This is a genomic window from Pantoea sp. Ep11b (assembly GCF_040783975.1).
Classification (GTDB): domain Bacteria; phylum Pseudomonadota; class Gammaproteobacteria; order Enterobacterales; family Enterobacteriaceae; genus Pantoea.
Genome location: NZ_CP160631.1, coordinates 3,699,390 through 3,724,174, shown reverse-complemented (window position 1 = coordinate 3,724,174; position 24,785 = coordinate 3,699,390). Strand labels below are relative to the sequence as shown.

Annotated in this window: 22 protein-coding genes; 12 read left to right on the top strand and 10 right to left on the bottom strand. The window is 59.2% G+C overall.

Annotated elements, in window-relative coordinates; translation table 11 throughout:
* Positions 1–21 precede the first annotated feature (21 nt).
* From cpdA to AB1748_RS17430, 4 genes are all read left to right on the top strand, one after another.
* Positions 22–849, top strand: coding sequence for a 3',5'-cyclic-AMP phosphodiesterase (cpdA, locus tag AB1748_RS17445; RefSeq protein ID WP_367395832.1), 828 nt, complete (start codon positions 22–24; stop codon positions 847–849).
* A 3-nt stretch (positions 850–852) separates the two neighbouring features.
* Positions 853–1,434 (top strand): esterase YqiA, encoded by a 582-nt coding sequence (yqiA, locus tag AB1748_RS17440; RefSeq protein WP_293774537.1) that lies wholly within the window; start codon positions 853–855, stop codon positions 1,432–1,434.
* Positions 1,435–1,483: 49 nt separating this feature from the next.
* Complete coding sequence (gene parE / locus AB1748_RS17435; protein ID WP_367395831.1) at positions 1,484–3,379, top strand: DNA topoisomerase IV subunit B; 1,896 nt, start codon at positions 1,484–1,486, stop codon at positions 3,377–3,379.
* 109 nt (positions 3,380–3,488) lie between these two features.
* Positions 3,489–4,388, top strand: coding sequence for a LysR substrate-binding domain-containing protein (locus AB1748_RS17430; protein WP_293774539.1), 900 nt, complete (start codon positions 3,489–3,491; stop codon positions 4,386–4,388).
* A gap of 196 nt (positions 4,389–4,584) precedes the next feature.
* On the opposite strand, the gene AB1748_RS17425 is transcribed toward AB1748_RS17430, so the two are convergent.
* Both AB1748_RS17425 and AB1748_RS17420 read right to left on the bottom strand, forming a co-directional pair.
* Positions 4,585–4,893, bottom strand: coding sequence for a putative quinol monooxygenase (locus AB1748_RS17425; RefSeq protein ID WP_111139890.1), 309 nt, complete (start codon positions 4,891–4,893; stop codon positions 4,585–4,587).
* A gap of 48 nt (positions 4,894–4,941) precedes the next feature.
* Positions 4,942–5,523: an NAD(P)H-dependent oxidoreductase gene (locus AB1748_RS17420; RefSeq protein WP_367395830.1), complete on the bottom strand. Its 582-nt coding sequence runs from the start codon at positions 5,521–5,523 to the stop codon at positions 4,942–4,944.
* A 113-nt stretch (positions 5,524–5,636) separates the two neighbouring features.
* Between AB1748_RS17420 and AB1748_RS17415 the strand changes: the two genes are divergently transcribed.
* The 4 genes from AB1748_RS17415 to ftsP all read left to right on the top strand — a co-directional run bounded on the left by AB1748_RS17415 (position 5,637) and on the right by ftsP (position 11,265).
* The gene (locus AB1748_RS17415; protein ID WP_111139910.1) at positions 5,637–6,443 is read left to right on the top strand and encodes a transporter substrate-binding domain-containing protein; all 807 of its coding nucleotides are present in this window, start codon (positions 5,637–5,639) and stop codon (positions 6,441–6,443) included.
* A gap of 193 nt (positions 6,444–6,636) precedes the next feature.
* Positions 6,637–8,910 (top strand): DNA topoisomerase IV subunit A, encoded by a 2,274-nt coding sequence (gene parC, locus AB1748_RS17410; RefSeq protein WP_111139888.1) that lies wholly within the window; start codon positions 6,637–6,639, stop codon positions 8,908–8,910.
* Between the two features lie 45 nt (positions 8,911–8,955).
* The gene (locus AB1748_RS17405) at positions 8,956–9,693 is read left to right on the top strand and encodes a 1-acylglycerol-3-phosphate O-acyltransferase (protein ID WP_111139887.1); all 738 of its coding nucleotides are present in this window, start codon (positions 8,956–8,958) and stop codon (positions 9,691–9,693) included.
* Positions 9,694–9,834: 141 nt separating this feature from the next.
* The gene (gene ftsP, locus AB1748_RS17400; protein WP_367395829.1) at positions 9,835–11,265 is read left to right on the top strand and encodes a cell division protein FtsP; all 1,431 of its coding nucleotides are present in this window, start codon (positions 9,835–9,837) and stop codon (positions 11,263–11,265) included.
* A 91-nt stretch (positions 11,266–11,356) separates the two neighbouring features.
* On the opposite strand, the gene dkgA is transcribed toward ftsP, so the two are convergent.
* Positions 11,357–12,181, bottom strand: coding sequence for a 2,5-didehydrogluconate reductase DkgA (gene dkgA, locus AB1748_RS17395; protein WP_111139885.1), 825 nt, complete (start codon positions 12,179–12,181; stop codon positions 11,357–11,359).
* Between the two features lie 202 nt (positions 12,182–12,383).
* On the opposite strand from dkgA, the gene AB1748_RS17390 reads away from it, so the two are divergent.
* A complete protein-coding gene (locus AB1748_RS17390) occupies positions 12,384–13,292 on the top strand; it encodes an AraC family transcriptional regulator N-terminal domain-containing protein (protein ID WP_367395828.1) in 909 nt (302 codons plus the stop codon).
* 30 nt (positions 13,293–13,322) lie between these two features.
* On the opposite strand, the gene AB1748_RS17385 is transcribed toward AB1748_RS17390, so the two are convergent.
* From AB1748_RS17385 to AB1748_RS17365, 5 genes are all read right to left on the bottom strand, one after another.
* Positions 13,323–13,985, bottom strand: a complete 663-nt coding sequence (locus AB1748_RS17385; RefSeq protein WP_111139883.1) for a DedA family protein — start codon at positions 13,983–13,985, stop codon at positions 13,323–13,325.
* A 174-nt stretch (positions 13,986–14,159) separates the two neighbouring features.
* Positions 14,160–15,350, bottom strand: coding sequence for a cystathionine beta-lyase (gene metC, locus AB1748_RS17380; RefSeq protein WP_293774547.1), 1,191 nt, complete (start codon positions 15,348–15,350; stop codon positions 14,160–14,162).
* 134 nt (positions 15,351–15,484) lie between these two features.
* Positions 15,485–16,771, bottom strand: a complete 1,287-nt coding sequence (locus tag AB1748_RS17375) for a TRAP transporter large permease (protein ID WP_111139881.1) — start codon at positions 16,769–16,771, stop codon at positions 15,485–15,487.
* Positions 16,772–16,785: 14 nt separating this feature from the next.
* Positions 16,786–17,292 (bottom strand): TRAP transporter small permease, encoded by a 507-nt coding sequence (locus AB1748_RS17370; protein WP_111139880.1) that lies wholly within the window; start codon positions 17,290–17,292, stop codon positions 16,786–16,788.
* 46 nt (positions 17,293–17,338) lie between these two features.
* Entirely contained in the window at positions 17,339–18,310 is a 972-nt protein-coding gene (locus AB1748_RS17365; protein WP_111139879.1) for a TRAP transporter substrate-binding protein, read from the bottom strand.
* Positions 18,311–18,658: 348 nt separating this feature from the next.
* Here AB1748_RS17365 and exbB point away from each other — a divergent pair, with 348 nt between their 5' ends.
* From exbB to AB1748_RS17350, 3 genes are all read left to right on the top strand, one after another.
* A complete protein-coding gene (gene exbB, locus AB1748_RS17360; protein WP_293774552.1) occupies positions 18,659–19,381 on the top strand; it encodes a tol-pal system-associated acyl-CoA thioesterase in 723 nt (240 codons plus the stop codon).
* Positions 19,382–19,387: 6 nt separating this feature from the next.
* Entirely contained in the window at positions 19,388–19,810 is a 423-nt protein-coding gene (gene exbD / locus AB1748_RS17355; RefSeq protein WP_128085180.1) for a TonB system transport protein ExbD, read from the top strand.
* Positions 19,811–20,046: 236 nt separating this feature from the next.
* Positions 20,047–21,369, top strand: a complete 1,323-nt coding sequence (locus tag AB1748_RS17350; RefSeq protein ID WP_111139876.1) for an MFS transporter — start codon at positions 20,047–20,049, stop codon at positions 21,367–21,369.
* Here AB1748_RS17350 and AB1748_RS17345 read toward each other — a convergent pair.
* Both AB1748_RS17345 and AB1748_RS17340 read right to left on the bottom strand, forming a co-directional pair.
* On the bottom strand, positions 21,366–22,340 hold the full coding sequence (locus AB1748_RS17345; protein WP_367395827.1) for a spore coat protein U domain-containing protein: 975 nt from the start codon (positions 22,338–22,340) through the stop codon (positions 21,366–21,368). The two genes, AB1748_RS17350 and AB1748_RS17345, sit on opposite strands and share 4 nt — an antisense overlap.
* Positions 22,337–24,781, bottom strand: a complete 2,445-nt coding sequence (locus AB1748_RS17340) for a fimbria/pilus outer membrane usher protein (RefSeq protein ID WP_367395826.1) — start codon at positions 24,779–24,781, stop codon at positions 22,337–22,339. The genes AB1748_RS17345 and AB1748_RS17340 overlap by 4 nt, the downstream gene beginning before the upstream one ends.
* Between the last annotated feature and the right edge of the window lie 4 nt (positions 24,782–24,785).

The window sequence follows — 24,785 nt, the reverse complement described above, 5'->3', positions numbered from 1 at the left end:
CGTGGAGACGAAGGAAACGCTTTGGATAGCCTGCTAACTCTTTCTGCGGCGAACGGTTCCGGATTCAGGATTTTACAAATTACGGATACCCACCTGTTCGCGGGAAAACATGAATCGTTGCTTGGGGTAAACACCTGGTCGAGCTACAAAGCGGTACTGGATGCGATTATCGCGCAACAGCGTGACTACGACCTGATCATCGCCACCGGCGATCTCGCCCAGGATCACTCAGCCGAAGCCTATCAGCATTTTGCTGAGGGTATCTCACGTTTGCCCCGGCCCTGCGTCTGGCTGCCCGGCAATCATGATTTTCAGCCCGCGATGGTCGATACGCTGGCCGCCGCCCATATCAATGCCCATAAACAGGTTTTGCTGGGTGAGCAGTGGCAGATTGTCCTGCTCGACAGTCAGGTCCCGGGCGTACCGCATGGGATGCTGAGCGACTATCAGCTGGAGTGGCTCGACAATGCGCTGGGGCGCTTTCCGCAACGGCATACGCTGGTCCTGCTGCATCACCATCCGCTGGCTTCGGGCTGTACCTGGCTCGACCAGCACAGCCTGCGCAATTCCCATCAACTGGACGCCGTACTGCAGCGTTATCCGTTAGCCCGGACGCTGGTCTGCGGGCATATACATCAGGAGCTGGATCTGGCGTGGCAGGGCCGCCGGGTAGTGGCGACCCCTTCAACCTGCGTACAGTTCAAACCGCACTGCACCAGCTTTACTATCGACACCGAGGCACCGGGCTGGCGCTGGTTTACTCTCTATCCGGATGGCCGTCTTGATACCGAGGTCAACCGGCTCGACACCGACGCTTTTCGTCCTGATTTAGACTCAGAAGGATACTGACGCGTGGCGGCTTTGCTCTATCTGCACGGGTTCAACAGTTCGCCCCGGTCGGCGAAGGCAACGCAGTTCCGGCAATGGCTGGAGGCACAGCATCCGGCGATCGAGATGATCGTTCCCCAGTTGCCCACTTTCCCGGCCGATGCCGCCGCAATGCTGGAGGACCTGGTGCTGAGTCGCAGTGGTGAAACCCTGGGACTGGTCGGCTCGTCGCTGGGCGGCTACTACGCCACCTGGCTGTCGCAATGTTTTATGCTGCCAGCGGTGGTCGTCAATCCTGCGGTGCGGCCGTTCGAGTTGCTGACAGATTTCCTGGGCGAAAATCAGAATCCCTACACCGGCCAGCAATATGTGTTAGAGTCTCGCCACATTTACGATCTCAAAGTAATGCAGATTGAACCGCTGGAAGCGCCCGATTTACTCTGGCTGCTGCAACAGACCGGCGATGAAGTTCTCGATTACCGTCAGGCACTCGACTATTACAGCGCGTGCCGGCACACGGTGGAAGAGGGCGGAAATCATGCATTTACTGGATTCGAGCGCCATTTCCCGCAGATTCTGGACTTTCTTGGTCTGAATCATCCCTGAGTAACGCGGAAATCGCACCCCATTTTATCTTTCTAATCAGACATTTACGATGAGTCAATCGAACTATAACGCGGATGCCATTGAGGTCCTGACTGGCCTTGAGCCTGTTCGCCGTCGCCCGGGGATGTACACCGATACGACGCGGCCCAACCATTTGGGTCAGGAAGTGATTGATAACAGCGTCGATGAGGCGCTGGGCGGCCACGCGAAGCGGGTTGAAGTGATTCTGCACGCTGACCAGTCGCTGGAAGTTATTGATGATGGTCGCGGCATGCCGGTGGATATTCATCCGGAAGAGGGCGTGCCTGCGGTCGAACTGATCCTGTGTCGTCTGCACGCGGGCGGCAAATTCTCCAATAAAAACTATCAGTTCTCAGGCGGCCTGCACGGTGTCGGGATTTCTGTGGTTAACGCCCTGTCAAAACGTGTTGAAGTCACGGTGCGTCGTAACGGCGAAATCTATGACATGGCGTTTGAAAATGGCGACAAGGTGCAGGATCTTACCTTCACCGGCACTGTGGCGAAACGCAACACCGGCACCCGCGTCCATTTCTGGCCGGATGAGAGTTTCTTCGACAGCCCGCGCTTCTCTGTGTCGCGCCTCTCGCATCTGCTGAAAGCCAAAGCGGTACTCTGTCCGGGCGTGGAAATTGTCTTTAAAGACAAGCTGAACAATACCGAACAGACCTGGTGCTACCAGGATGGTCTGACCGACTATCTCTCGGAAGCCGTCAATGGCCTGCCAACGCTGCCGGAAAAACCTTTTGTCGGCAGCTTTGCCGGGGATGTGGAAGCGGTAGACTGGGCGCTGCTGTGGCTGCCGGAAGGTGGCGAGTTACTGACCGAAAGCTACGTTAACCTGATCCCGACGATGCAGGGCGGTACCCATGTTAACGGTCTGCGTCAGGGGCTGCTGGACGCGATGCGCGAGTTCTGCGAATACCGCAATATTCTGCCGCGTGGCGTAAAACTCTCTGCGGAAGATATCTGGGATCGCTGCGCCTATGTGCTGTCGGTGAAGATGCAGGATCCGCAGTTTGCCGGACAGACCAAAGAGCGTCTCTCTTCACGTCAGTGCGCCGCCTTTGTCTCTGGCGTGGTGAAAGATGCCTTCAGCCTGTGGCTGAACCAGAATATTCAGACTGCAGAACTGCTGGCGGAACTGGCCATCTCCAGCGCCCAGCGCCGTATGCGGGCCGCCAAAAAGGTGGTGCGTAAAAAGCTGACCAGCGGACCGGCTCTGCCGGGTAAGCTGGCGGACTGTACCGCGCAGGATCTGAATAAAACAGAACTCTTCCTGGTGGAAGGGGACTCCGCAGGTGGATCGGCCAAACAGGCGCGCGATCGCGAGTATCAGGCGATCATGCCGCTTAAAGGCAAGATCCTGAACACATGGGAAGTCTCGTCCGATGAAGTGCTGGCGTCGCAGGAGGTGCATGATATCTCGGTGGCGATCGGCATTGACCCGGACAGCGAAGATCTGTCACAGCTGCGCTACGGCAAAATCTGCATTCTGGCAGATGCGGACTCGGATGGTCTGCACATCGCCACGCTGCTCTGCGCGCTGTTCGTGAAACATTTCCGCTCGCTGGTGGTGGGTGGACACGTCTATGTCGCGATGCCGCCGCTCTACCGTATCGACCTCGGTAAAGAGGTCTACTACGCGCTGGATGAAGATGAGAAAGAGGGCGTGCTGGAGCAGCTGAAACGCAAGAAGGGCAAACCCAACGTCCAGCGTTTTAAAGGACTGGGCGAGATGAACCCGATGCAGCTGCGTGAAACCACGCTGGATCCAAACACCCGTCGCCTGGTGCAGCTGACGATCAGCGATGAAGATGTCGATCAGACGCTGCGCATCATGGATATGCTGCTGGCGAAAAAACGGTCCGAGGACCGGCGTAACTGGCTGCAGGAAAAAGGCGATACCGCCGATATCGAAGTGTAAAAAAACAGGACGCGCAAGCGTCCTGTTCGCTTTATGACGCCGGCATGATCTACCCGGAGCCTCTTTCGCCGCACCGGGCAGGTTTCAGTGAGCAGAGACAGTAACTATTGTGAAAATTACGCTGGAAGAGTTACGCGCCTGGGTCGCGGTGGTGGACAGCGGGTCGATTACGGCGGCTGCCGCCCAGCTGGCGCAGACCAGTTCGGGCATCAGTCGCGCTCTGTCGCGGCTGGAGAGCAAGCTGCAGACGACGCTGCTGCATCGTACCACCCGGCGGCTGGCGCTGACGGAAGAGGGTCAGGTATTTCTGACGCATGCGCGCCAGATCCTGGCCTCGGTTGAGCAGGCGGAAGAGCAGATCGCACAGCGACGGGAGGTTCCCTCCGGGCGGCTGCGGGTCAACGCCGCCACCCCCTTTATGCTGCATGTGATTGTGCCGCTGGTGGATGCGTTCCGCGCCCGCTATCCGCTGATCCAGCTTGAACTCAATACCGACGATATTCTGATCGATCTGCTGGAGCAGCAGACCGACATTGCCATTCGCATCGGCGAACTGCGCGACTCCACGCTGCATGCCCGGATGCTGGGCAGCAGTGCGATCCGGCTGATGGCCAGTCCGGCCTACCTGGCGAAAGCGGGCACCCCGCAGAGCATTGCGGATCTGGCCCGGCATCAGACCATCGGCTTCAGCTATCCCGACACCCTTAACGTCTGGCCCCTCTGGCAGTCGGAAGGCAATTTTATGCGCTTCAGACCGACGATCGCGGCCTCCAGCGGCGAAACCATCCGGCAGCTGGCGCTGGCGGGACAGGGGATCGCGCGCCTCTCTGACTTCGTCAGCCGGGAAGATTGCGTGGCAGGACGGCTGGTGCCGGTGCTCCCCGCTGAAACCCGCGATCTGCGGTTGCCGGTTCATGCCGTTTACTACCGCAACACCACGCTCTCTTCCCGTATCGCTTGCTTCCTGGACTTTCTCCGCAGCGAGATCGATCGGCGTCAGCTGCTCTGAACCGGGCAGTCAGAAAGAAAAAACCCCTGTCACAGGACAGGGGTTGAGTGATGCGGGTCAGGCCAGGTTTGCTTTCTGATCCTGCCTGCTCAGAGAGCAGCGTCAGGTTCAGCTGAGGCGTTGCTCTCAGTAACGCCTGGGTGTGAATCTGTCAGCCTTTGACCAGTGACGGGAGCATCAGTTATCAGCCTGTTAATCAGGCACTGGGCTCCAGTACCAGAATCTTCACATCCACTACGTCATCTTTAATGATGGCGCGATGCGCATCCATGTGCGGCATCTGCTGATGCTGCTCCAGATGGCGCAGGGTTTCCCACTGTTCCAGCATAAAAATGGAGTCTGGCGAGTTCTGCTTCCACGGCACCTGCGCCTGATGGTCCAGCAGCGCGTCATACTGATGGCAGCCCTCTTCCGCCAGGACCTGCGGGATCAGCTTTTTCACCGCATCCAGCACAGCCTGACGGCGACCGGGTTTAACACAAAGTTCAGCAACGACTGTTAACATTCGCGAATTCCTCTTTCATGGGAGAATAGGGAGTAGCCCCCCATCATCTTACGCAAAAACGCGGCTCAGATGGGTCCGATAAGCGGCGATATCGCGCGGCACGTCCGGTGCTTTAATCACATCGTTACAGATAAAGGTCGGCAGTGCTTCCATACCCAGGAACTGGTTGGCTTTATGGAAGTGCAGATAGAGCCCGTCGACGCCGACGCCTTCAAAGAACTGTTCAGGATCGGTAAAGGCCTGCAGCGGCGCGTTCCAGGTCAGTGACAGCAAATACTTTTTGCCCTGTAACAGACCGCCGGAACCATACTTCTTCGCGGCATCGGCGCGGGTGCGGCCATCGCTGGCATAGAGTGAGCCGTGACCTTCCGTAAAGACTTCATCGATGTAACGCTTCACCGTCCAGGGTTCGCCCATCCACCAGCCGGGCATCTGATAAATCACAACGTCGCTGTCGAGATACTTCTGCACTTCGTCGGCGATGACATAGTCGCTGTCGGCAACCGTGACCGACACGTTATACCCCATGTCCCGCAGCTGGCTGGCGGCCACGTCGGTCAGGGTGTGGTTCAGTTCGCCTTTGGAGTGGGCAAAGGTTTTGCCGCCATCGATAATTAAAATGTTGCTCATGAATCGTCTGCCTCGTTTTCTGAATATGCGCTCAGCTTACGCGCGCAGAGGCCAGAGAAAAATGGGAGGATGATCACAACACTTTTGCTTTGGCAGCAATAATGCGCCGCTTTATGGCACCATCGACGGGCAAACTCACTCTGAAAAAATCAAAAATGAAAAAAATTATCTTCTCGTTGCTGCTGGTCAGCGGGGCTGTCCAGGCTCAGTCGCATCTCGATACTATTCTCACCACTAAAACGCTGAAGGTCTGCACCACCGGGGATTACAAACCCTACAGCTTTCTGCGGCCCGATGGTCAGTATGAAGGGCTGGATATCAGCATGGCGAATGCGCTGGCGACCTCGCTTGGCGCAAAAGTGGAGTGGGTGCCCACCAGCTGGAAAAGCCTGATGCCGGACTTTCTGGCAAAGCAGTGCGACATTGCCGTCGGGGGGATCTCCGTGACCCTGAAGCGTCAGCAGACCGCCTGGTTCGCCCAACCGCTGGACGTGGACGGCAAGATCCCGCTGGTGCGCTGCGCCGATAAAGCCCGTTATCAGACGATTGAGCAGCTGAACCGGCCCGGCGTGCGGCTGATTGAACCGGCTGGCGGCACCAACGAAGCCTTTGTACACAGCCATCTGCCTGACGCCACGCTGACGCTGTTCCACGATAACGTTACCATCTTCCAGCAGCTGGTGGATAACAAGGCGGACGTGATGATCACCGATGCCTCTGAGGCGCGTTACCAGCAGCAGCACTATCCGTCGCTGTGTGCGATCAACCCCGACAAACCGCTGCAGTATGGCGAGAAGGCGTACATGATCCCGCGGGACGACATCAGCTGGAAACTCTATGTCGATCAGTGGCTGCATCTCAGCACCGCCACCGGCGAATATGGCGGGATTGCCCGGCAGTGGATGGGAGCTAAGTCCTGAGTCACCGCCCGGGCGTGACGCGGCGTCAGCCGCGCTGAAGCGGGCGTTGCGTCGGCGGGTAAAATCCGGCTGGCGCAGGGCCTGATCTCCCGCGCTTCCCCTGTGACTAACACCAGCGAATAAGGTACTATCCTCGCCAAACCACCGCCGGGTGTCCCGCCGTTGTGGGCCACGATGTGAGGATGAGAAATTAATGAGCGAACTGACTCAGGATGGTGCAGAGCGTCTTGCCCTGCATACATTCACCGAGAATGCGTACCTGAAATATTCGATGTACGTCATTATGGACCGCGCGCTGCCTTATATTGGTGACGGATTAAAGCCGGTTCAGCGACGTATCGTCTACGCCATGTCCGAACTGGGGCTTAACGCCAGCGCAAAATTCAAAAAGTCGGCGCGTACCGTGGGTGACGTGCTGGGTAAATACCACCCGCACGGCGACAGCGCCTGCTATGAAGCGATGGTGCTGATGGCACAGCCGTTCTCCTACCGTTATCCGCTGGTCGACGGCCAGGGAAACTGGGGGGCACCGGACGATCCCAAGTCATTTGCGGCGATGCGTTACACTGAATCCCGTCTGTCAAAATATGCCGAGCTGCTGCTGGGTGAGCTGGGTCAGGGCACGGTCGACTATCAGCTGAACTTCGACGGCACCCTGCAGGAGCCGAAGATGCTGCCGGCGCGCCTGCCCAATATCCTGCTGAACGGCACTACGGGCATTGCCGTCGGGATGGCGACCGATATTCCGCCGCATAACCTGCGCGAAGTGGCGCAGGCGGCCATTGCGCTGATCGACTCCCCGAAAACCACGCTGGATCAGCTGCTCGATATCGTTCAGGGGCCGGATTACCCGACCGAGGCGGAGATCATTACGCCGCGTGACGAAATCCGCAAACTCTACCAGAGCGGTCGCGGCTCCATCCGTCAGCGCGCGGTCTGGAAAAAAGAGGAGGGCGAGGTTGTTATTACCGCGCTGCCTTATCAGGTGTCGGGCGCGCGCGTGCTGGAGCAGATTGCCAGCCAGATGCGCAATAAAAAGCTGCCGATGGTCGAGGATCTGCGCGATGAGTCGGATCATGAGAACCCGACCCGTCTGGTGATCGTCCCGCGCTCCAACCGCGTCGATCTCGATCAGGTGATGAATCATCTGTTTGCCACTACCGATCTGGAGAAGAGCTACCGCGTTAACCTCAACATGATCGGGCTGGACAACCGTCCGGCGGTGAAAAATCTGCATGAGATCCTGACCGAATGGCTGGTGTTCCGCCGTGAAACGGTCAAACGCCGGCTTAATTACCGGCTGGAACGCGTGCTGCGCCGCCTGCATATCCTTGAAGGTCTGCTGGTCGCGTTCCTGAATATCGATGAGGTTATCGAGATAATCCGGACAGAGGATGAGCCGAAGCCGGTGCTGATGTCGCGCTTTGGTATCAGCGAAACCCAGGCCGAATCGATCCTCGAACTGAAGTTGCGCCACCTGGCAAAACTGGAAGAGATGAAGATCCGCGGCGAGCAGGCGGATCTGGAAAAAGAGCGCGATCAGCTGCAGGCGACGCTGGCCTCTGAACGCAAGATGAATACCCTGCTGAAGAAAGAGCTGCAGGCTGACAGTGCCAGCTACGGCGACGATCGTCGCTCACCACTCTGCGAGCGCGAAGAAGCCAAAGCCCTGAGCGAAACAGAGCTGGTGCCGTCTGAACCGGTCACTATTGTGCTCTCCCAGATGGGCTGGGTGCGCAGCGCCAAGGGTCACGATATCGATCCGGCCGGGCTCAGTTACAAAGCGGGCGACAGCTATCTGGCGGCCGCACGCGGCAAGAGCAATCAGCCGGTGGCCTTTATCGACTCCACCGGCCGCAGCTACACGCTGGATCCGACCTCGCTGCCGTCGGCGCGCGGGCAGGGCGAGCCGCTGACCGGCAAGCTGACGCCACCGCCGGGCGCGGTAGTTGAACAGGTGCTGATGGAGCCGGACGACCAGCGTCTGCTGATGGCCTCCGATGCGGGTTACGGCTTTATCTGTACCTTCAGCGATCTGGTGTCGCGCAACCGTGCCGGTAAGGCGCTGCTGACGCTGCCGGAAAATGCCCGGGTGATGACCCCGATGGCGGTGCATCACGAAGATGACATGCTGCTGGCGATCACCCAGGCGGGACGGATGCTGATGTTCCCGGTCGGTGAGCTGCCGCAGATGTCGAAAGGCAAGGGCAACAAAATCATCTCGATCCCGTCGGCGGAAGCGGCTGCCGGTCAGGATAAACTGGCCTGGCTGATGATCCTGCCACCGGGCAGTGCCATCACGCTCCATGTCGGCAAACGTAAAATGTTGCTGCGCAGTGAAGAACTCCAGAAATTCCGCGCCGATCGCGGACGTCGCGGCACGCTGTTGCCGCGCGGCCTGCAAAAAATCGATCGTGTAGAACTGGATGCGCCCGCGCGTCCGGCAAGCCCGGATAGCGAAGCGTAAACTACCCGGCTGACCCTGCGTCAGCCGTGGCTCAATGAGGGAACTATGTTACTGATTCTGCGTACCATTATCGTCGTCATCTATTCGATCGCCATCTGTATCTTTGGCTCTGTCTGGTGTCTTTTCTCGCCGCGCGACCCGCGTCACGTCGCCCGGTTTGGTCATCTGTTTGGCAAACTGTCGACGGTGTTCGGCCTTAAAGTGGAGCTGCGCAAGCCGGAAGGCGCGGAGAAATATGGCAACGCGATCTACATTGCGAACCATCAGAACAACTATGACATGGTGACTGCGGCTAAAATTGTGCAGCCATCGACGGTGACGGTGGGTAAAAAGAGCCTGCTGTGGGTGCCGTTTTTCGGCCTGCTCTACTGGCTGACCGGTAACCTGCTGATCGACCGCGATGACCGCGCCAAAGCGCGTGGTACCATCGGCGAGCTGGTCGATCAGTTCAATCGCAAGCGCATCTCCATCTGGATGTTCCCGGAAGGGACGCGCAGCCGTGGCCGTGGCCTGCTGCCGTTTAAAACCGGTGCCTTCCATGCGGCGGTGGCGGCAGGGGTGCCGATCATTCCGATTGTGGTCTCTAACACCCACGGCAAGGTCAACCTGAACCGCCTGAAGAACGGGCTGGTGATCGTGGAGATGCTGCCACCGGTTGACGTAAAGGCGTTTGAATCCTCATCGGTGCGTAAGCTGGCTACCCACTGTCGCGAACTGATGGCGGCGAAGCTGGAAGAGCTGAACGCCGAAGTCGCAGAACGCGAAAAAAACGGAAAAATCTGACCGGCGACTCCTTCGCCGAACTATCCTGCATGGATGCCCACGGTGAGCCCGCGCTGGCTCGCCGTGAACGCAGCACAGCAAAAACAGATCAATAAAAACAGGGTCGGCGCTTAGCGCCACGCGTAAAGGGTCAGAAGTTTTATGTCTTTCAGCAGACGTCAGTTCATCCAGCTTTCTGCTGGCGTGGCGCTCAGCGCCACGGTTATGCCCCGTGCGGCCCAGGCCGCCTCATCCGCCAGCGGCGACACGCCGCTTCCCGTTCCGCCGCTGCTGGAGTCCCGTCGCGGCCAGCCGCTGTTTCTCACGATGCAGCGCAGTCACTGGTCGTTCAACGGCGATAACAACAAGGTGCCGGTCTGGGGCATTAACGGTCTCTACCTTGGCCCGACTGTGCGGGTCTACAGCGGTGATGACGTTAAACTTATCTACAGCAACAGGCTGAATGAGCCGGTTTCCATGACCGTCAGCGGCCTGCAACTGCCGGGCGCGCTGATGGGCGGCGCACCGCGAATGATGTCGGCGGGCGTGGACTGGTCGCCGGTGCTGCCGATCCGTCAGGCGGCCGCGACCTGCTGGTATCATGCGAACACCCCAAACCGCATGGCACCGCACATCTACAACGGTCTGGCAGGAATGTGGCTGGTGGAAGATGAGGTCAGCAAACAGCTGCCGCTGCCGAAGCACTACGGCGTGGATGACTTCCCGATCATCATTCAGGACAAACGCCTCGATAACTTTGCGACGCCGGTGTATGACCCGCCACAGGATGGCGGCTTCCTGGGTGACACGCTGCTGGTCAATGGCGTGCGCAATCCGTTCGTCGAGGTCTCGCGCGGCTGGGTTCGTCTGCGTCTGCTGAACGCGTCGAATGCGCGCCGCTACGAGATGGTGCTCAGCGACAACCGGCCGTTTATGGTGATTGCCAGCGACCAGGGTTATCTGCCTGCACCGGTGGCGGTGCAGCGTCTCTCTCTGGCACCGGGCGAACGCCGCGATGTACTGGTCGATATGTCGCAGGGCGACGAAGTCTCGATCACCGCAGGCACGGCGGCGGGCATTATGGATCGGCTGCGCGGCTTCTTTGAGCCCTCATCCATTCTGACCTCGACCCTGATCCTGACCCTGCGGCCCACCGGTCTGCTGCCGCTGGTGACTGATAATCTGCCGATGCGGCTGCTGGCCGATCAGATTCTGGATGGCACGGCGGTTCGCACGCGGGAGTTCCGTATCGGTGACAGCATGCCGGGCATCAACGGCGCGGTATGGGATATGAACCGCATCGACACCACGACCCAGCAGGGCACCTTCGAACGCTGGATCCTGCACGCTGACCGGCCCCAGTCGCTGCATATTCAGGGCGTGATGTTCCTGATCAAAAGCGTCAATGGCGCACAGCCGATGGGCGAAGATCGCGGCTGGAAAGATACGGTGTGGGTTGATGGCAGCGTGGAGCTGCTGGTGAGCTTCCCGCAGAGTTCGTCCGACCACTTCCCGTTCGTCTACTACAGTCAGACGCTGGAGCTGGCGGATCGCGGAACCGCAGGTCAACTGGTGGTTCAGCCCACTGCATAAGCGCGCGGTCAGGCCGGATAACCCGCCTGACCGCGTTTTTCACCCGCCGCCGGTGACCAGACGGCGGATATGATTACCCTGAAACTGCGTCTCAGTTAAAGGTTTCCGGGTCTGGCCCCAGACGGTTGCCGCTGTCCAGCTTCGCTATCTCACTCATTTCATGCTTATCCAGACGGAAATCGAAGACCTTAAAGTTCTCTTCGATACGCGCTGGCGTCACGGACTTCGGAATCACCACCAGGCCGCTGTCCAGATGCCAGCGGATCACGATCTGCGCCGGGGTTTTGCCATATTTCTTCGCCAGAGATTTGATGATCTCCTGATCGAATACCCCTTTACCGCCCTGAGCCAGCGGACTCCAGGATTCGGTCTGGATCTGATGCAGCGCGTTCCAGGCGTGCAGGGTGCGCTGCTGCAGCATCGGGTGCAGCTCAATCTGGTTCACGACCGGCGTCACGCCGGTTTCATCCAGCAGTCGCTTCAGGTGCGCCTCGTGGAAGTTACAGACGCCGATGCTTTTAGTCAGACCCTGCTGCTGCAGTTCAATCATCTTCTTCCAGGCGTCAACGTAGTGATCTTTTTCCGGGCACGGCCAGTGCATCAGATAGAGATCCACCTGCTCCAGTTTTAGTTTCTCCAGACTGGTTTCCATCGCCTGCTGAACGTTCTGCTGATCGTCGTTCCACAGTTTGGTGGTCACGAAAATCTCTTCACGCGGCACATCGGTCTCCTGCAGTGCCTGACCAATCGCCTCTTCGTTTTTGTAGGCGGCGGCGGTATCGATTGAGCGATAGCCGACCTCAAGCGCTTTCAGCACCGCATGGCGCGCATCTTCGATACTGGCCTGCCACACGCCGAGTCCCAGTTGCGGCATCATATTGCCATCGCGCAGTTTGATAATGGGCTGGTCTGCCATAGTTGCTCCTTTCCGTTGCGGTTAACCCGTGAGATTTCACTGTGCTTAAGTCTAGCCAACAATTGTCAGCCTGCTCAGCTCAGGCAACATCTGCCGCCCCGGGTTATGCCTGATCCCGTCAACTTCTTGCCTGATTCTCCAGACCGCTGGCGATTCAGGCACAGTCACGGCACACTGAATTTTTGTCCGAAAAGGAGTCACTATGGCGCACGATGCACTGTGTCACCGGCTGGCACAGCAGGTAGTTACCTTAATGACGCACGGTCATGACCGTCTCTGTCCGGTTGAAAATGTGTCGCTGATTTATGCGAACCAATATCGTCCCCGCACGCCGATGATGTATCAGCCCGGCATCGTGATCCTGTTTCAGGGCAGCAAAACCGGCTATCTCGGCAGCACTACCTTCCAGTATGACGCCAGCAAATACCTGATGCTGACGGTGCCGCTGCCGGTAGAGTGCGAAACCTGGGCCTCGCCGGATGTCCCGATTGCCGGGCTCTGTCTGAACGTCGATACCGCCAGCCTGCAGGATCTGCTGATTGAAATCGGTGATGACGACCAGTTCCAGCCGCAGCCGCTGACCTCCGGTATTCACTCGGCGTGGCTGACGGAACCGATGCTGTGTGCCGCCGAACGGCTGCTCGATGTCATGACTCAGCCGCGCGATGCGCGGGTACTGGGGCCGCACATCGTCCGGGAGATTATCTACTATGTGCTGACCGGCCCGATCGGCGGAGCGCTGCTCTCACTGGTCAGCAGACAGACGCAGTTCAGCCTGATTGCGCGTGCGCTGCGACGGATTGAGAATCACTATGCGGAAAACCTCAGCGTGGATGCGCTGGCGGCCGAGGTAAACATGAGCGTTTCCGCCTTTCACCATAACTTCAAGGCGGTCACGCAGACCTCGCCGTTGCAGTATCTCAAGCGCTATCGCCTGCATCAGGCGCGCCTGCTGATGCTGCATGACGGACTCAAGGCGAGCGCGGCGGCGGTGAGGGTTGGCTACGAAAGCCCGTCCCAGTTCTCGCGGGAATTTAAACGTTATTTTGGCGTGACGCCGGGGGAGGAGGTCAGCCGGGTCAGGCAGACGGTTGCGGATCCGTCCGCCTGAGCAGCGGCGGACCCGGAGGCAACGGGCGCGTCAGGCCCGTTTCTGCCGACGCTTCTTCCAGATGACCAGAATGCTGCCGGAGAGGCCAAGCACCAGCAGCACCATCGGCAGGACCATCAGGATTGCCATCACCTGATCTTCGTGGCGCTTGATAAACGGTACCTGGCTGATGCCATAGCCAAAGGCCACTACAATTCCGACCCACAGCACGCCGCTCAGCCAGTTAAACAGCTGGAAGCGACCATTCTGCAGGCCGGAAATCCCGGCCATGGTTGGCAGAATGGTGCGGACAAACGCGAGAAAACGGCCAACCAGCAGCGCCATCAGGCCATGTCGGTTGAACATATTCCAGGCGCGCTGGTGATACTGCGCGGGCAGATGCATCAGCCAGCTCTTTACCAGCCGGGTATTGCCCAGCCAGCGCCCCTGCAGATAACTCAGCCAGCAGCCCAGACTGGCGGCTGTCGTCAGGATCACCATCGTTGGCACAAAATCCATTACCCCTTTTGCCACCATCGCGCCTGCCAGCAGGAGCAGGCTGTCGCCTGGCAGAAACGAGGCGGGTAACAGACCATTTTCCAGAAACAGCGTCAGGAACATCACGCCGTACACCACCCACACCACATCCGGGTTCGCCAGCGCGGCAAAATCCTGATGCCAGAGCGCCTGGACTATCTCGTGTAAAACACCCATTAGCTATTCCATCACGTCACAAGGAACTATCCGTCGGCATCCAGATTACACAGTTAATGCACGAGTGACCTGAACGATGCGGGATAAATTTTAACAACAAAAATGCGATTGCCCGGCAGACTCTGCGGACAGCCGCCATCGGTTTAGCATCCGTTTACGCTTTGTTTAACTGACTCAGCGCGTCAGACGCGAAAATCCCGCCTCCAGGTCAGCCAGCAGGTCATCAACGTGCTCCAGGCCGATGTGCAGTCGAACCAGGGTTCCTGTGAAATCCACACCGCCCGCCGGACGAATAGCGGCCAGCTCTTCGGGCTGATTCGCCAGAATCAGCGACTCATAGCCACCCCAGGAGTAAGCCATGCTGAAATGATGGAAGTGGTCGAGATATTCCGCCAGCTGGGCGTCACTCAATCTTTCCTGCAGGATAAAGGAGAACAGGCCGCTGCTGCCGTTAAAATCGCGCTGCCAGAACGCATGCCCCTTGCTTTGCGCCAGCGCCGGATGGTTGACCCGCGCCACTTCCGGACGCGCCGCCAGCCACGTCGCCACCTGCAGGGCGCTCTCTTCATGCTGACGCAGACGGGTGCCCAGGGTGCGCAGACCGCGACTCGCCATGTAGGCGGTGTCGGCATCGACCATCTGACCCATCAGATAGGAGTTCTCGCGCAGCTGATCGATACAGCGTGCATTGGCTACGGCGGTGCCGATCATCGCATCGCTGTGGCCAATCAGATATTTGGTGCCGGCCTGAATGGAGATATCGACGCCGTGCGCCAGAGCATTAAATAAAATCCCGGCTGCCCAGGTATTGTCGAGCATGATGATCGCGTCGGGTGCGCGGGCGCGAACGGCCGCGACGATCGCCGGGATATCCTGCACTTCCATGGTGATGGAGGCGGGCGACTCAAGGAAAACCACCCGGGTGTTAGGCTGCACAAGCTCAGCGATTTCGCTGCCCATAGTGTGATCGAACCAGCCCGTCGACACCTGCATTTTCGCCAGAATCTTTGTGCAGAAGTCCTGCGTCGGTTCATAGACCGCGCCGCTCATCAGCACATGATCGCCAGCTTCCACAAAGGCCAGAATCGCGTTCGCCACCGCTGCCGCGCCACAGGGGTAGAGCACGCAGCCTGCGCCCCCTTCCAGCTCGGTCATCGCATCCTGCAGCGCAAAGTGGGTGAGGGTGCCCCGGCGGCCATAAAAGAGTTCGCCTTTTGCCCGGCCTGCGGTGGCGCGTTTTTTCTCCGCAACGCTATCGAAAACCAGCGAGGAGGCGCGCTGAATGACTGCATTCACCGAACCCTGGGTATAACGCTTACTGCGTCCTGCGCTAACGAGCGTGGTATCAATTTTTCTGGTGGTCATGAGTCGCCTTTGCCGCTTCTGACTAAGCCCTCACGTTATCATGAAACGACCAGCAGGGTTGAGACTCAATGGCGATTATCAGAGTGCGTCGCAGCATAAAAAAACGGGCCCGCGAACGGGCCGCTTTTATTGTGCTACATCACGCCCATCAGGTGGGGTAACCAGAGTGAAATGGCAGGGATATAGGTAATCAGCATCAGCACCAGGAACAGCATGCCGTAGAAGGGCAGCATCTCGCTGACCACCTGTTCAATCTTCTGCTTACTTACTGCGCTGGCCACAAACAGCACCGTGCCGACCGGCGGCGTAATCAGCCCGATCCCCAGGTTGGTCAGCATGATCATGCCGAAGTGAACCGGATCGATGCCCAGCGCGGTCGCTACCGGCAGCAGCACCGGGGTCAGGATCAGGATCAGCGGTGCCATATCCATCAGCGTTCCCACCACCAGCAACAGGATGTTGATGCACATCAGAATCACATATTTGTTATCGGAGAGGCTGGTGAAGGCTTCTGTAATCAGGGTCGGCAGCTGCATAAAGGTCATGACCGCCCCGAAGCCTGCCGCAAAGGCGATCAGCACCATAACGATGGTGACGGTTTTAATGGTGCGGAACAGCAGGATGTGCAGCTGCCGCCATTTGAAATCGCGGTAGATAAACATCGTCACAAAGAAGGCCCAGAGACAGGCGATGGCGGCAGATTCCGAGGCGGTAAAGATGCCGGAGAGGATGCCCCCCATGATGATCACCACGGTAAACAGCCCCCAGAACGCATCGAAGAAGATCTTCAGCGCCTGACGAAACGGGATCCGTTCACCTTTGGGGTAGCCGCGTTTACGGGCAAAGCCCAGACACATCACCATAAGGCAGGCCGCCAGCAGCAGGCCAGGGAAAATCCCGGCAACAAACAGGGAGGAAATAGTCACCATGCCGCCCGTCGCCAGTGAATAGATGACCGAGTTATGACTGGGGGGCGTCAGCACCGCCTGCACCGAGCCGCTGGCGGTGACGGCGGCGGCAAAATCCCGTGGATAGCCTTTCTCCTCCATCTGCGGGATCATCACCGAGCCAATCGAGGCGGTATCCGCCACCGATGAACCGGAGATCGCGCCAAAGAAGGTCGAGGCGACGATATTCACCAGGGAGAGCCCGCCGCGAATAAAGCCGACAAAGATATAGGCGAAGTTGACCAGCCGCCGGGCAATGCCGCCCTCTGCCATAATCGCGCCAGCCAGAATAAAGAACGGGATGGTCAGCAGCGAAAACTTGTTGATGCCGTTAGTCACCTGAATCACCACCGCCTCCAGCGGCAGATCGATCCACCACGCCCCGATAAAGGCGCTGAGGCCGACGGCGAAGGCGACCGGAAAGCCCACCATCAGCAATACCAGCAAACTGCCTATCAGAATCAATGCATCCATTTTTCTGCTCCGCGTTAGTGGGTGCCGCCCAGCGAGACGATCGGCCGCTGGCTCTGATCGCCGTTCAGCAATCGCTCAATGACAAACAGCAGGGTAAAGATCGCGCCGATCGGGATCGGCAGGTAGATCTCGCCGTATGTTATCGCGGGCAGTGCCGCGAGACTCTGCCCCCACATCGCTTCACACAGGCTGTAGCTGGCCTGAAAGATCACCAGGCAGGTGACGATCATCAGCAGATCGCTGACGCGCAGCATCAGGCGCTGTCCGGCGGGTGACAGGCGATCGGTGATCATCGACACGCAGATATGGGTTCCGGCGCGCAGGCCCACCGGTGCGCCGATAAACGTAAAAATGATCATGCAGATAATGGCGACCGGTTCCGGCCAGGAGAGGGCACTGTTCATCACGTAACGGGCGAAGATCCCAATCGGGATCACCGTCACCATGATCAGCAGCGCCACAGCGGCCACCAGCATACAGAGCAGATAAAGCCCATCCATCAGACGCGTATAAGCAGTCATAATTGATACCTGATTAAGCACGCCACACGGCAGTGTGGCGCCGGGATTATTTCACCTCAGCGATCCGGGTCATCAGATCCTGATATTTGCCGCCAAACTGATCGCGCACCGGCTGCGTCGCTTTAACGAAATAGTCGCGGTCGGTCTGCTGGAACGTGACGCCGCCCGCCTTCATCTTCGCGATCGAGTCGTCGGTGTAGGTCGCCCAGAGCTGGCGCTCTTCATCCTGCGCCTCTTTACCGAGCTTCTTCAGCAGCGCCTGATCGTCGGGCTTCAGGCGATCCCAGGCGCGTTTTGAATAGAGGATCATCTCCGGCTGAATAAAGTGGCCGCTGAGGGTGTAATACTTCGCCACCGGCAGATAGTTGTGGGCCACAAAGGTCGGGGGGTTGTTCTCGGTGCCATCGACCACGCCGGTCTGCATGGCGCTGAACACTTCACTGACGCCCATCGCCACCGGGTTTGCGCCCATCGCTTTCAGCGTTGCCAGCGAGATGGCGCTGTTCTGCACCCGGATCTTCATCCCTTTGAGATCCCCGGGCTGCGCGAGGGGCTTTTTGGTGATCATGTTGCGCTCACCGGCGTCGGTCCAGCCGAGAAAGACCATGCGGGCGTTGGGATCGTTATCGAACCGGCTGGCGATCTCGCGACCTATCTCACCATCCAGAACCTTGTGCATGTGGTCAACGTCGCGAAAAATATAGGGCAGCGTCAGCACGCTGGTTTCCGGGGCAATCGAGGTCACCGGTGCCAGCGAAACGCGGATCATATCGATGGCGCCGAGTTGCACCTGTTGCAGCGTCTGGTCTTCATCACCCAGCACACCACCGGCATAGATCTTCATCTCCAGCCGTCCGTCGGTAGCCTGTTTCAGTTTGTCACCCATATGCTGCAGAGCGACCACCGTCGGATAGCCCGCGGGCTGCACTTCGGCAACTTTAATGACCTGTGCCTGGGCGGCAGCGCTCATCATCATCACCGCCAGGGCAGTCGCCAGGCCTGTTTTTGTCATTCTCATTATATTGTCTCCCGCAGAGGTAGGACGGCCCGGGATTGGGGCAAACCGGAGAGGGCCGTGAGGAGCCAGCATAGTGAAAACCGGCCTGAGTAAAATGCAGCGATGCTGATTGAATGAATTCCATCACATTTTGAAACGTTGTTTTAATAAATTTTCATGCAGCTTCACATTTTAGAAACATCCGGGCATATGCCTCTGAAAGCGGTCGCAGACAGCGCCGCCGGCCGACTGCTGTTTGTAAATACTAATGAGAACTACTATCAATTCGGCACCAGTTTGCTATTATTTGCGCTTGTTTTGCATCCCTGAATCAGAAGTTGGAGAAGCAGCGTGGTAGCCAGTGAGTTGATGCAAACGGACCTCTCCGTTTGGGGCATGTATCAACATGCCGATATCGTGGTAAAGGTGGTTATGATTGGCCTGTTGCTGGCCTCTGTCGTAACCTGGGCGATCTTCTTCGGCAAATATGCCGAACTCAGCGCGGCGAAGCGTCGCCTGAAGCGCGAGCAGCAGGCGCTGGGCGAAGCCCGCACTCTCAATGACGCCGCCCGCATCGCCCGGTCGTTTACCGGTCACAGCCACAGCGCGGTGCTGCTGAACGATGCGCAGAACGAACTTGCGCTGTCGGCGGGTGTGGAAGACACCAACGGCATCAAAGACCGCACCAGCTTCCGCCTGGAGCGCCGCGTCGCAGCTTTCAGCCGCCACGCCGGACGCGGCAACGGTTTCCTGGCCACCATCGGTTCGGTGGCGCCGTTCGTAGGGCTGTTCGGCACCGTCTGGGGCATCATGAACAGTTTTATCGGCATCGCAAAAACCCAGACCACCAACCTTGCCGTGGTCGCGCCAGGCATCGCCGAAGCGCTGCTGGCGACCGCGGTCGGCCTGGTGGCGGCTATTCCGGCGGTGGTGATCTACAACGTGTTTGCCCGCATGATCGCTAACTATAAAGCCTCGCTGGGCGATGTGGCCGCTCAGGTCATGCTGCTGCAAAGCCGTGATATCGACCTCGGCACCGTTGCCCCGGATGTTCCGCGTCCCGCCACCGCTCAGAAACTGCGGTTAGGGTAAGCACCGATGGCAATGCGATTAAACGACGACCTGGAGACACAGGGTGAAATGCACGAGATCAACGTGACGCCGTTTATCGACGTTATGCTGGTCCTGCTGATCATCTTTATGGTGGCCGCGCCTCTGGCGACGGTCGACGTGCGGGTCAATCTGCCCGCATCAACCAGTGCGCCGCAGCCACGACCGGAAAAGCCGGTCTACCTGTCGATCAAGGCGGATAAGCAGCTTTATGTCGGCAACGACCGCGTGACGCCCGATTCGCTGGTGAACGTACTGACCAGCCAGACCCAGGGTAATAAAGAGACCACCATCTTTTTCCAGGCAGATAAGTCGGTGGACTATGAAACGCTGATGAGCGTGATGGATAAGCTGCGCACCGCGGGCTACCTGAAAATCGGTCTGATGGGTATGGAAACCGTGAAGAAATAGCGGGTTATCCGTCCGCTGAACAGGGCGACGGCTTCCGTCGCCTTTTTTTATGGCTGCGCGCCAGCCACACAAAATCAGGCCAACCGACGATCGCACCGATCGGTTATGCTGGCTGAGCTGAATTGTTAATTTGTTGTTACCTATGTACATAGTTTTGTAAAGTGCAATGGTGAGCCTGGTCACATTATTCCTGACGCAGGCAGGCTAAAACGGCTAAAAAACAACAGGAAGCCGTTATGAGTCACACCCCGTCTTTACAAAAACCACCCAAAAGTGCCGCCCGAACGATCTTTAACGTCACCAGTGGTAACTTCCTGGAGATGTACGATTTCATGGTCTTTGGCTACTACGCGACCGCGATAGCCAAAACCTTCTTCCCTGGCGATGATCCCTTTGCCTCCCTGATGCTGACCCTGATGACCTTTGGCGCGGGCTTCCTGATGCGCCCGCTGGGGGCGATCGTTCTGGGTGCCTACATCGACCATCATGGCCGTCGCAAAGGATTGCTGCTGACGCTGAGCCTGATGGCAATCGGCACGCTGACCATCGCGCTGGTGCCAGGCTACGCGACCCTGGGCGCGGCGGCACCGATCCTGATTCTGCTGGGGCGACTGCTGCAGGGCTTCTCGGCGGGTGTTGAGCTGGGCGGCGTGTCGGTCTATCTGGCGGAAGTGGCCCCCAAAGGGCGTAAAGGCTTTTTCGTCAGCTGGCAGTCGGGCAGTCAGCAGATTGCGGTGATCTTCGCTGCACTGCTGGGGCTGATGCTGAACCACCTGCTGGCGAAAGAGGCAGTCACGGAGTGGGGCTGGCGCATCCCGTTTGTGGTCGGCTGTCTGATTGTGCCGTTCCTGTTCTATATCCGCCGGATGCTGGAGGAGACCGAAGCATTCAGCAAACGCAAACACCACCCGAGCATGACGGAAATCATGCGGTCGGTGGCGAGCAACTGGGCGCTGGTGCTGGCGGGGATGCTGATGGTGGTCACCACCACGGTGATGTTCTACATGATCACTGCGTTTACCCCTACCTTTGGCAAAACTGTGCTGATGATGAGCGACAGGCAGGCGTTTATGGTGACGCTCTGCGTCGGCCTCTCAAACCTTTTCTGGCTGCCGCTGATGGGGGCGCTGTCCGATCGCGTCGGACGCCGCCCGCTGCTGATCGTCTTTACGCTGCTGATGATTGTCACCACCTGGCCGGTGCTGCACTGGATGGTGGGCTCGGCCAGTTTCGCCCATCTGCTGGAAGCGGAGCTGTGGCTGTCGTTCCTCTACGCCAGCTATAATGGCGCGATGGTGGTCTATCTGGCGGAAATTATGCCTGCCGAGGTGCGTGCTGCCGGTTTCTCAATGGCTTACAGCCTGGCAACGGCGCTGTTTGGCGGCTTCACCCCGGCCATCTCCAGCTATCTGATCCACGCCACCGGTGATAAGGCGATGCCGGGCGTCTGGCTGACCTTTGCGGCCGTCTGCGGGCTGATCGGCACGCTGCTGATTGGCCGGATGGTGAAGCAGTATCAGCTGCGTCACCGCACCGCACCGGTCAGCGCCTCGCTCTAAAACGACAAATCGACCACCACGCTGTCGCTGTAGTTTCCGGCTGGCGGCGTGCTCTGCGAAGTCAGGATGCGCGCGGTGTAGTTATAGCCGCGCGTCAGTCCATCCGCTGACACCGCCGAGGAGATCGTACTGCTCCAGCGTTCCGTTCCTGCCGACCCCCAGCGATTGCTGCTGGATCCTTTATAGATCTCATAGCTCAGACGATTAGCCCCGCTGGCCATATTTCGCACGCTGCCCACCGGATAACTGCCATTGCTCAGTCCGACCGTATAGGTGCTGCCTTTGCTGCACAGGACATTAATGGTCTGCGTAACGGCGGAGAAACTGCCGACCAGCGGCGCACTGCCAAAGCTGATATTGGGCGAGGTAATCGTCGTACAGTCATTGGTGAGGATGGCGGTGAGGTTGATCGGGATGACGCCGCTGCCGTTCTGTTCGCTTAAGCAGAGCCCCCCTATCGCGATGCTGGTGCAGATGCGGTACGTCACCGCCATATTCAGCGTCACCTGATATGTCCCGGCGGCCACCACCTGGCCGGGCACCGTTCGCAGATAGACCGGAATGGCAAAATTCAGGCTGCCCAGCAACCCCGCCAGGTTGATCAGGGTCTGGGATCCATAGACGAACGGCGTGCCGCCAATCGTCAGTTCGCTGGCGCAGGCTGAGTCGGTACAGAGCCGGACCGGCACATTGTCGCTGCCGGTGTCACCGCTGCGCTTTAATATCCCGCGCGTGCCGTTACTGTTGGTCGCGCCCGTCAGCTGAAAGGTGATCTGGTTATTGCCCAGCAGCGACACGGCGGACCCTGACCCGCAGTTGACGTTGGCATTGGTGGTCACTGAACTGATGGTGGTGTTCGCCACAAAGGTAGAGACCGATCCGAAGCTGGCGCTGGAGGCGGGCAGGGAACAGGCGGCGTAGCCCAGCGAGGGCAGCAGCAGCAGGCCAGCCAGTAGCAGAGATCTCATCATGGTTGCGCTCCGTAGAGAGGATCAGCGGAAGTGGCGCTGCCTGTCGCCGGGGGCGGCAGCGCACAGGTCAGGGGACCGTAGGTTTTCAGCGCCTGCGGCTGACCGCTGGCGATCCGCAGTTCGGTTTCACAGCGACGACCGTCGGGCGTCAGCACCGCAATCGGGTTACTGGCGGTGAGATTTTCCATCCAGACGAGTCCATCCCAGCCGACATATTCGGTGGGACGGCCGGGACGCAGCACCTGGCTGGAGACCGGCAGCGGCTGCCCCGCGGCATCGAGCAGGATCACACTGGCCGAGCGCAGCTTCTCTACCGGGAAATCGAGCAGGTAGCCGCTCTGGCGTTTCACCGCGAAGCGCTGCTCCACCCGAGGGGTCGTCATATCGGCGGGCAGATCGAGCGTGTCAATATCATAGCGGGCCGGGTAGTAGCTGCTGATGGCGGGCACCAGCAGGTAGCCCTGCTGACTGGTGCGGCCCATCGGCTGATTTTCGTAGCGGACGGTCACGTCGGGGTAGCGGGTTTTCACCAGCACAAAGGCGTCATTGATCGCATTAGCGGCAAAGAGATGATTGTCCATCAGCACCAGCGCGCCGGAGAGATCGGCCCACTGCGTCAGGTTTTCATTGTCGCCGTAGAAGCCCGCCGAAGTGTCGATCTGATTGTTGCGATAGCGCAGGCTGCCCTGACGATAGTCACCGCTGTTACCGCTCTGATTCGCCCAGCCCGCATCCCAGGCAATGCCGCCGTCGCTGGGCATGGCGCGGGAAGCATAGAGGCGCTGGCTGTCGCGGCCGCGCTGATCGCGTTCGGTGCTGATCGCGGCGCTGCCCTGTTCGCCAAACGGGATCACCAGCGAAATAGCGCCGGTCCAGCTCTTCTCCTGCTGATCGCGGCTGGCGGAGACATAGAGGCTGCTGTTGCCCCAGAGGTTTTTGCTCCAGGAGAGGTTCCACAGCCGGGTGCGATCGCCCTGGCCGTCCGTGATATCGATAAAGGCGGCCCCCACGCTGCCAAAGCGGTTCAGTGAGACGCTGGCACTGTACTGCGCGCTGCGGCGCGACAGCGCGTAGCGGCGGCTGTCCGGCAGGCCTCCGGCACGACTGCCGACCAGTGCCAGGTTGCCGAACGTGCTGCTGCGCTGGATCTGCTGCGTGCCGAGGTTGAACCAGCGATTGTTGTACTGGTATCCCCAGCTATATTGTCTGCCGTTGTCGCCCTCAAGCTGGCTCTGGGCTACCGCACCGTTGACCACGCCCCAGCTGCCAACGCGCAGCTGCCCGCCGACGCCCCCCATCGCCAGGCTTTTGCTGCCTTCGGCGTGGCTCTCCAGCGTCAGCCAGTCGGTCATGCCGTATCGCCAGGATCCGCTGGCGGCGGCAGCACCATAATCGAAGTTGCGGATACCGTAGTTTTGGCGGATCGCGCCTGCAGAGAGCGCGTAGTCAGACAGTCCCGGCTTCAGCAGATTACTGGAGACATAAAACGGCATGGTGGTGGTGACGCGACGTCCCACCGCGTCGGTGGTAGTGATCACGGCGTCACCCGCGCCGTTAACAAAGGGCACATTGGTCATCGACCAGGGGCCTGGCTGCACATTTGCCTGGCTGGATCGATAGCCGTTAATAAAAAGATCGACGGTAGAGGGCACGGCGGCCTGGCCGGAGAAGGCGGGCAGCGGATAGGTCACCAGATCGGGGCGGACACTGAAGTCGCGGCCCATCTGCAGGCCGCCGAGCCGCACGCTGCTGCTCCACGCCAGCGAGTCGGTGACCAGGTCGCCGACCCGCCAGCTCATCGCCGTGTTCTCATCGTCGCGACTCCACCAGCTGTCATAACGGATATAGCCATCGTCCTGATAGGTGGTCTGGCCTTCGAGCTGCTGCAGCCAGACGCCATTGCTGGAGAGGTGTCCGGCCTCCCCGAACAGGCGCAGCTCATTCCAGAGCGAGAGGCGGGTGCCGCTGTTGTCGGTGCGGCTGGCGTAGAGATCGTAGTTAATCAGTGCGCCGCGGCTGGTGCGTCCAGGATAGCGTGGCCCGTTTTTCGCCTCGCCGATCACCTGACCCGGCAGCCACGCGGGCGGCACGGTGAGCAGCAGCCGCTGCCGTGCCGCGTCATACTCCACCTTTACCGCCTGCAGGCTGCTGACATCGACCAGCGCCTCAGCGCCCAGCTTCTCCGCTGGCAAACCGGCACGCTGCAGATCGCCACTGCGCAGCCGGAAATGCCCGTCGCGCTGCTCGACCGGCACGATGTTGCCGTTGGCCTGCTGGTTAACCACCAGCTCCAGCATATATTGCTGCGCGTCGCCCTGGCTCTGCAGGCTGGGCGGCGGCGGCAGGGCGGAGTAAGTCTCCGCCCGCAGCGCGTCGGGTGCGGCGGTGCAGAGGAGGCTGGCGACCGCCAGCGCACAGGGATGCAGGGAGAAAGATCGCATTCAG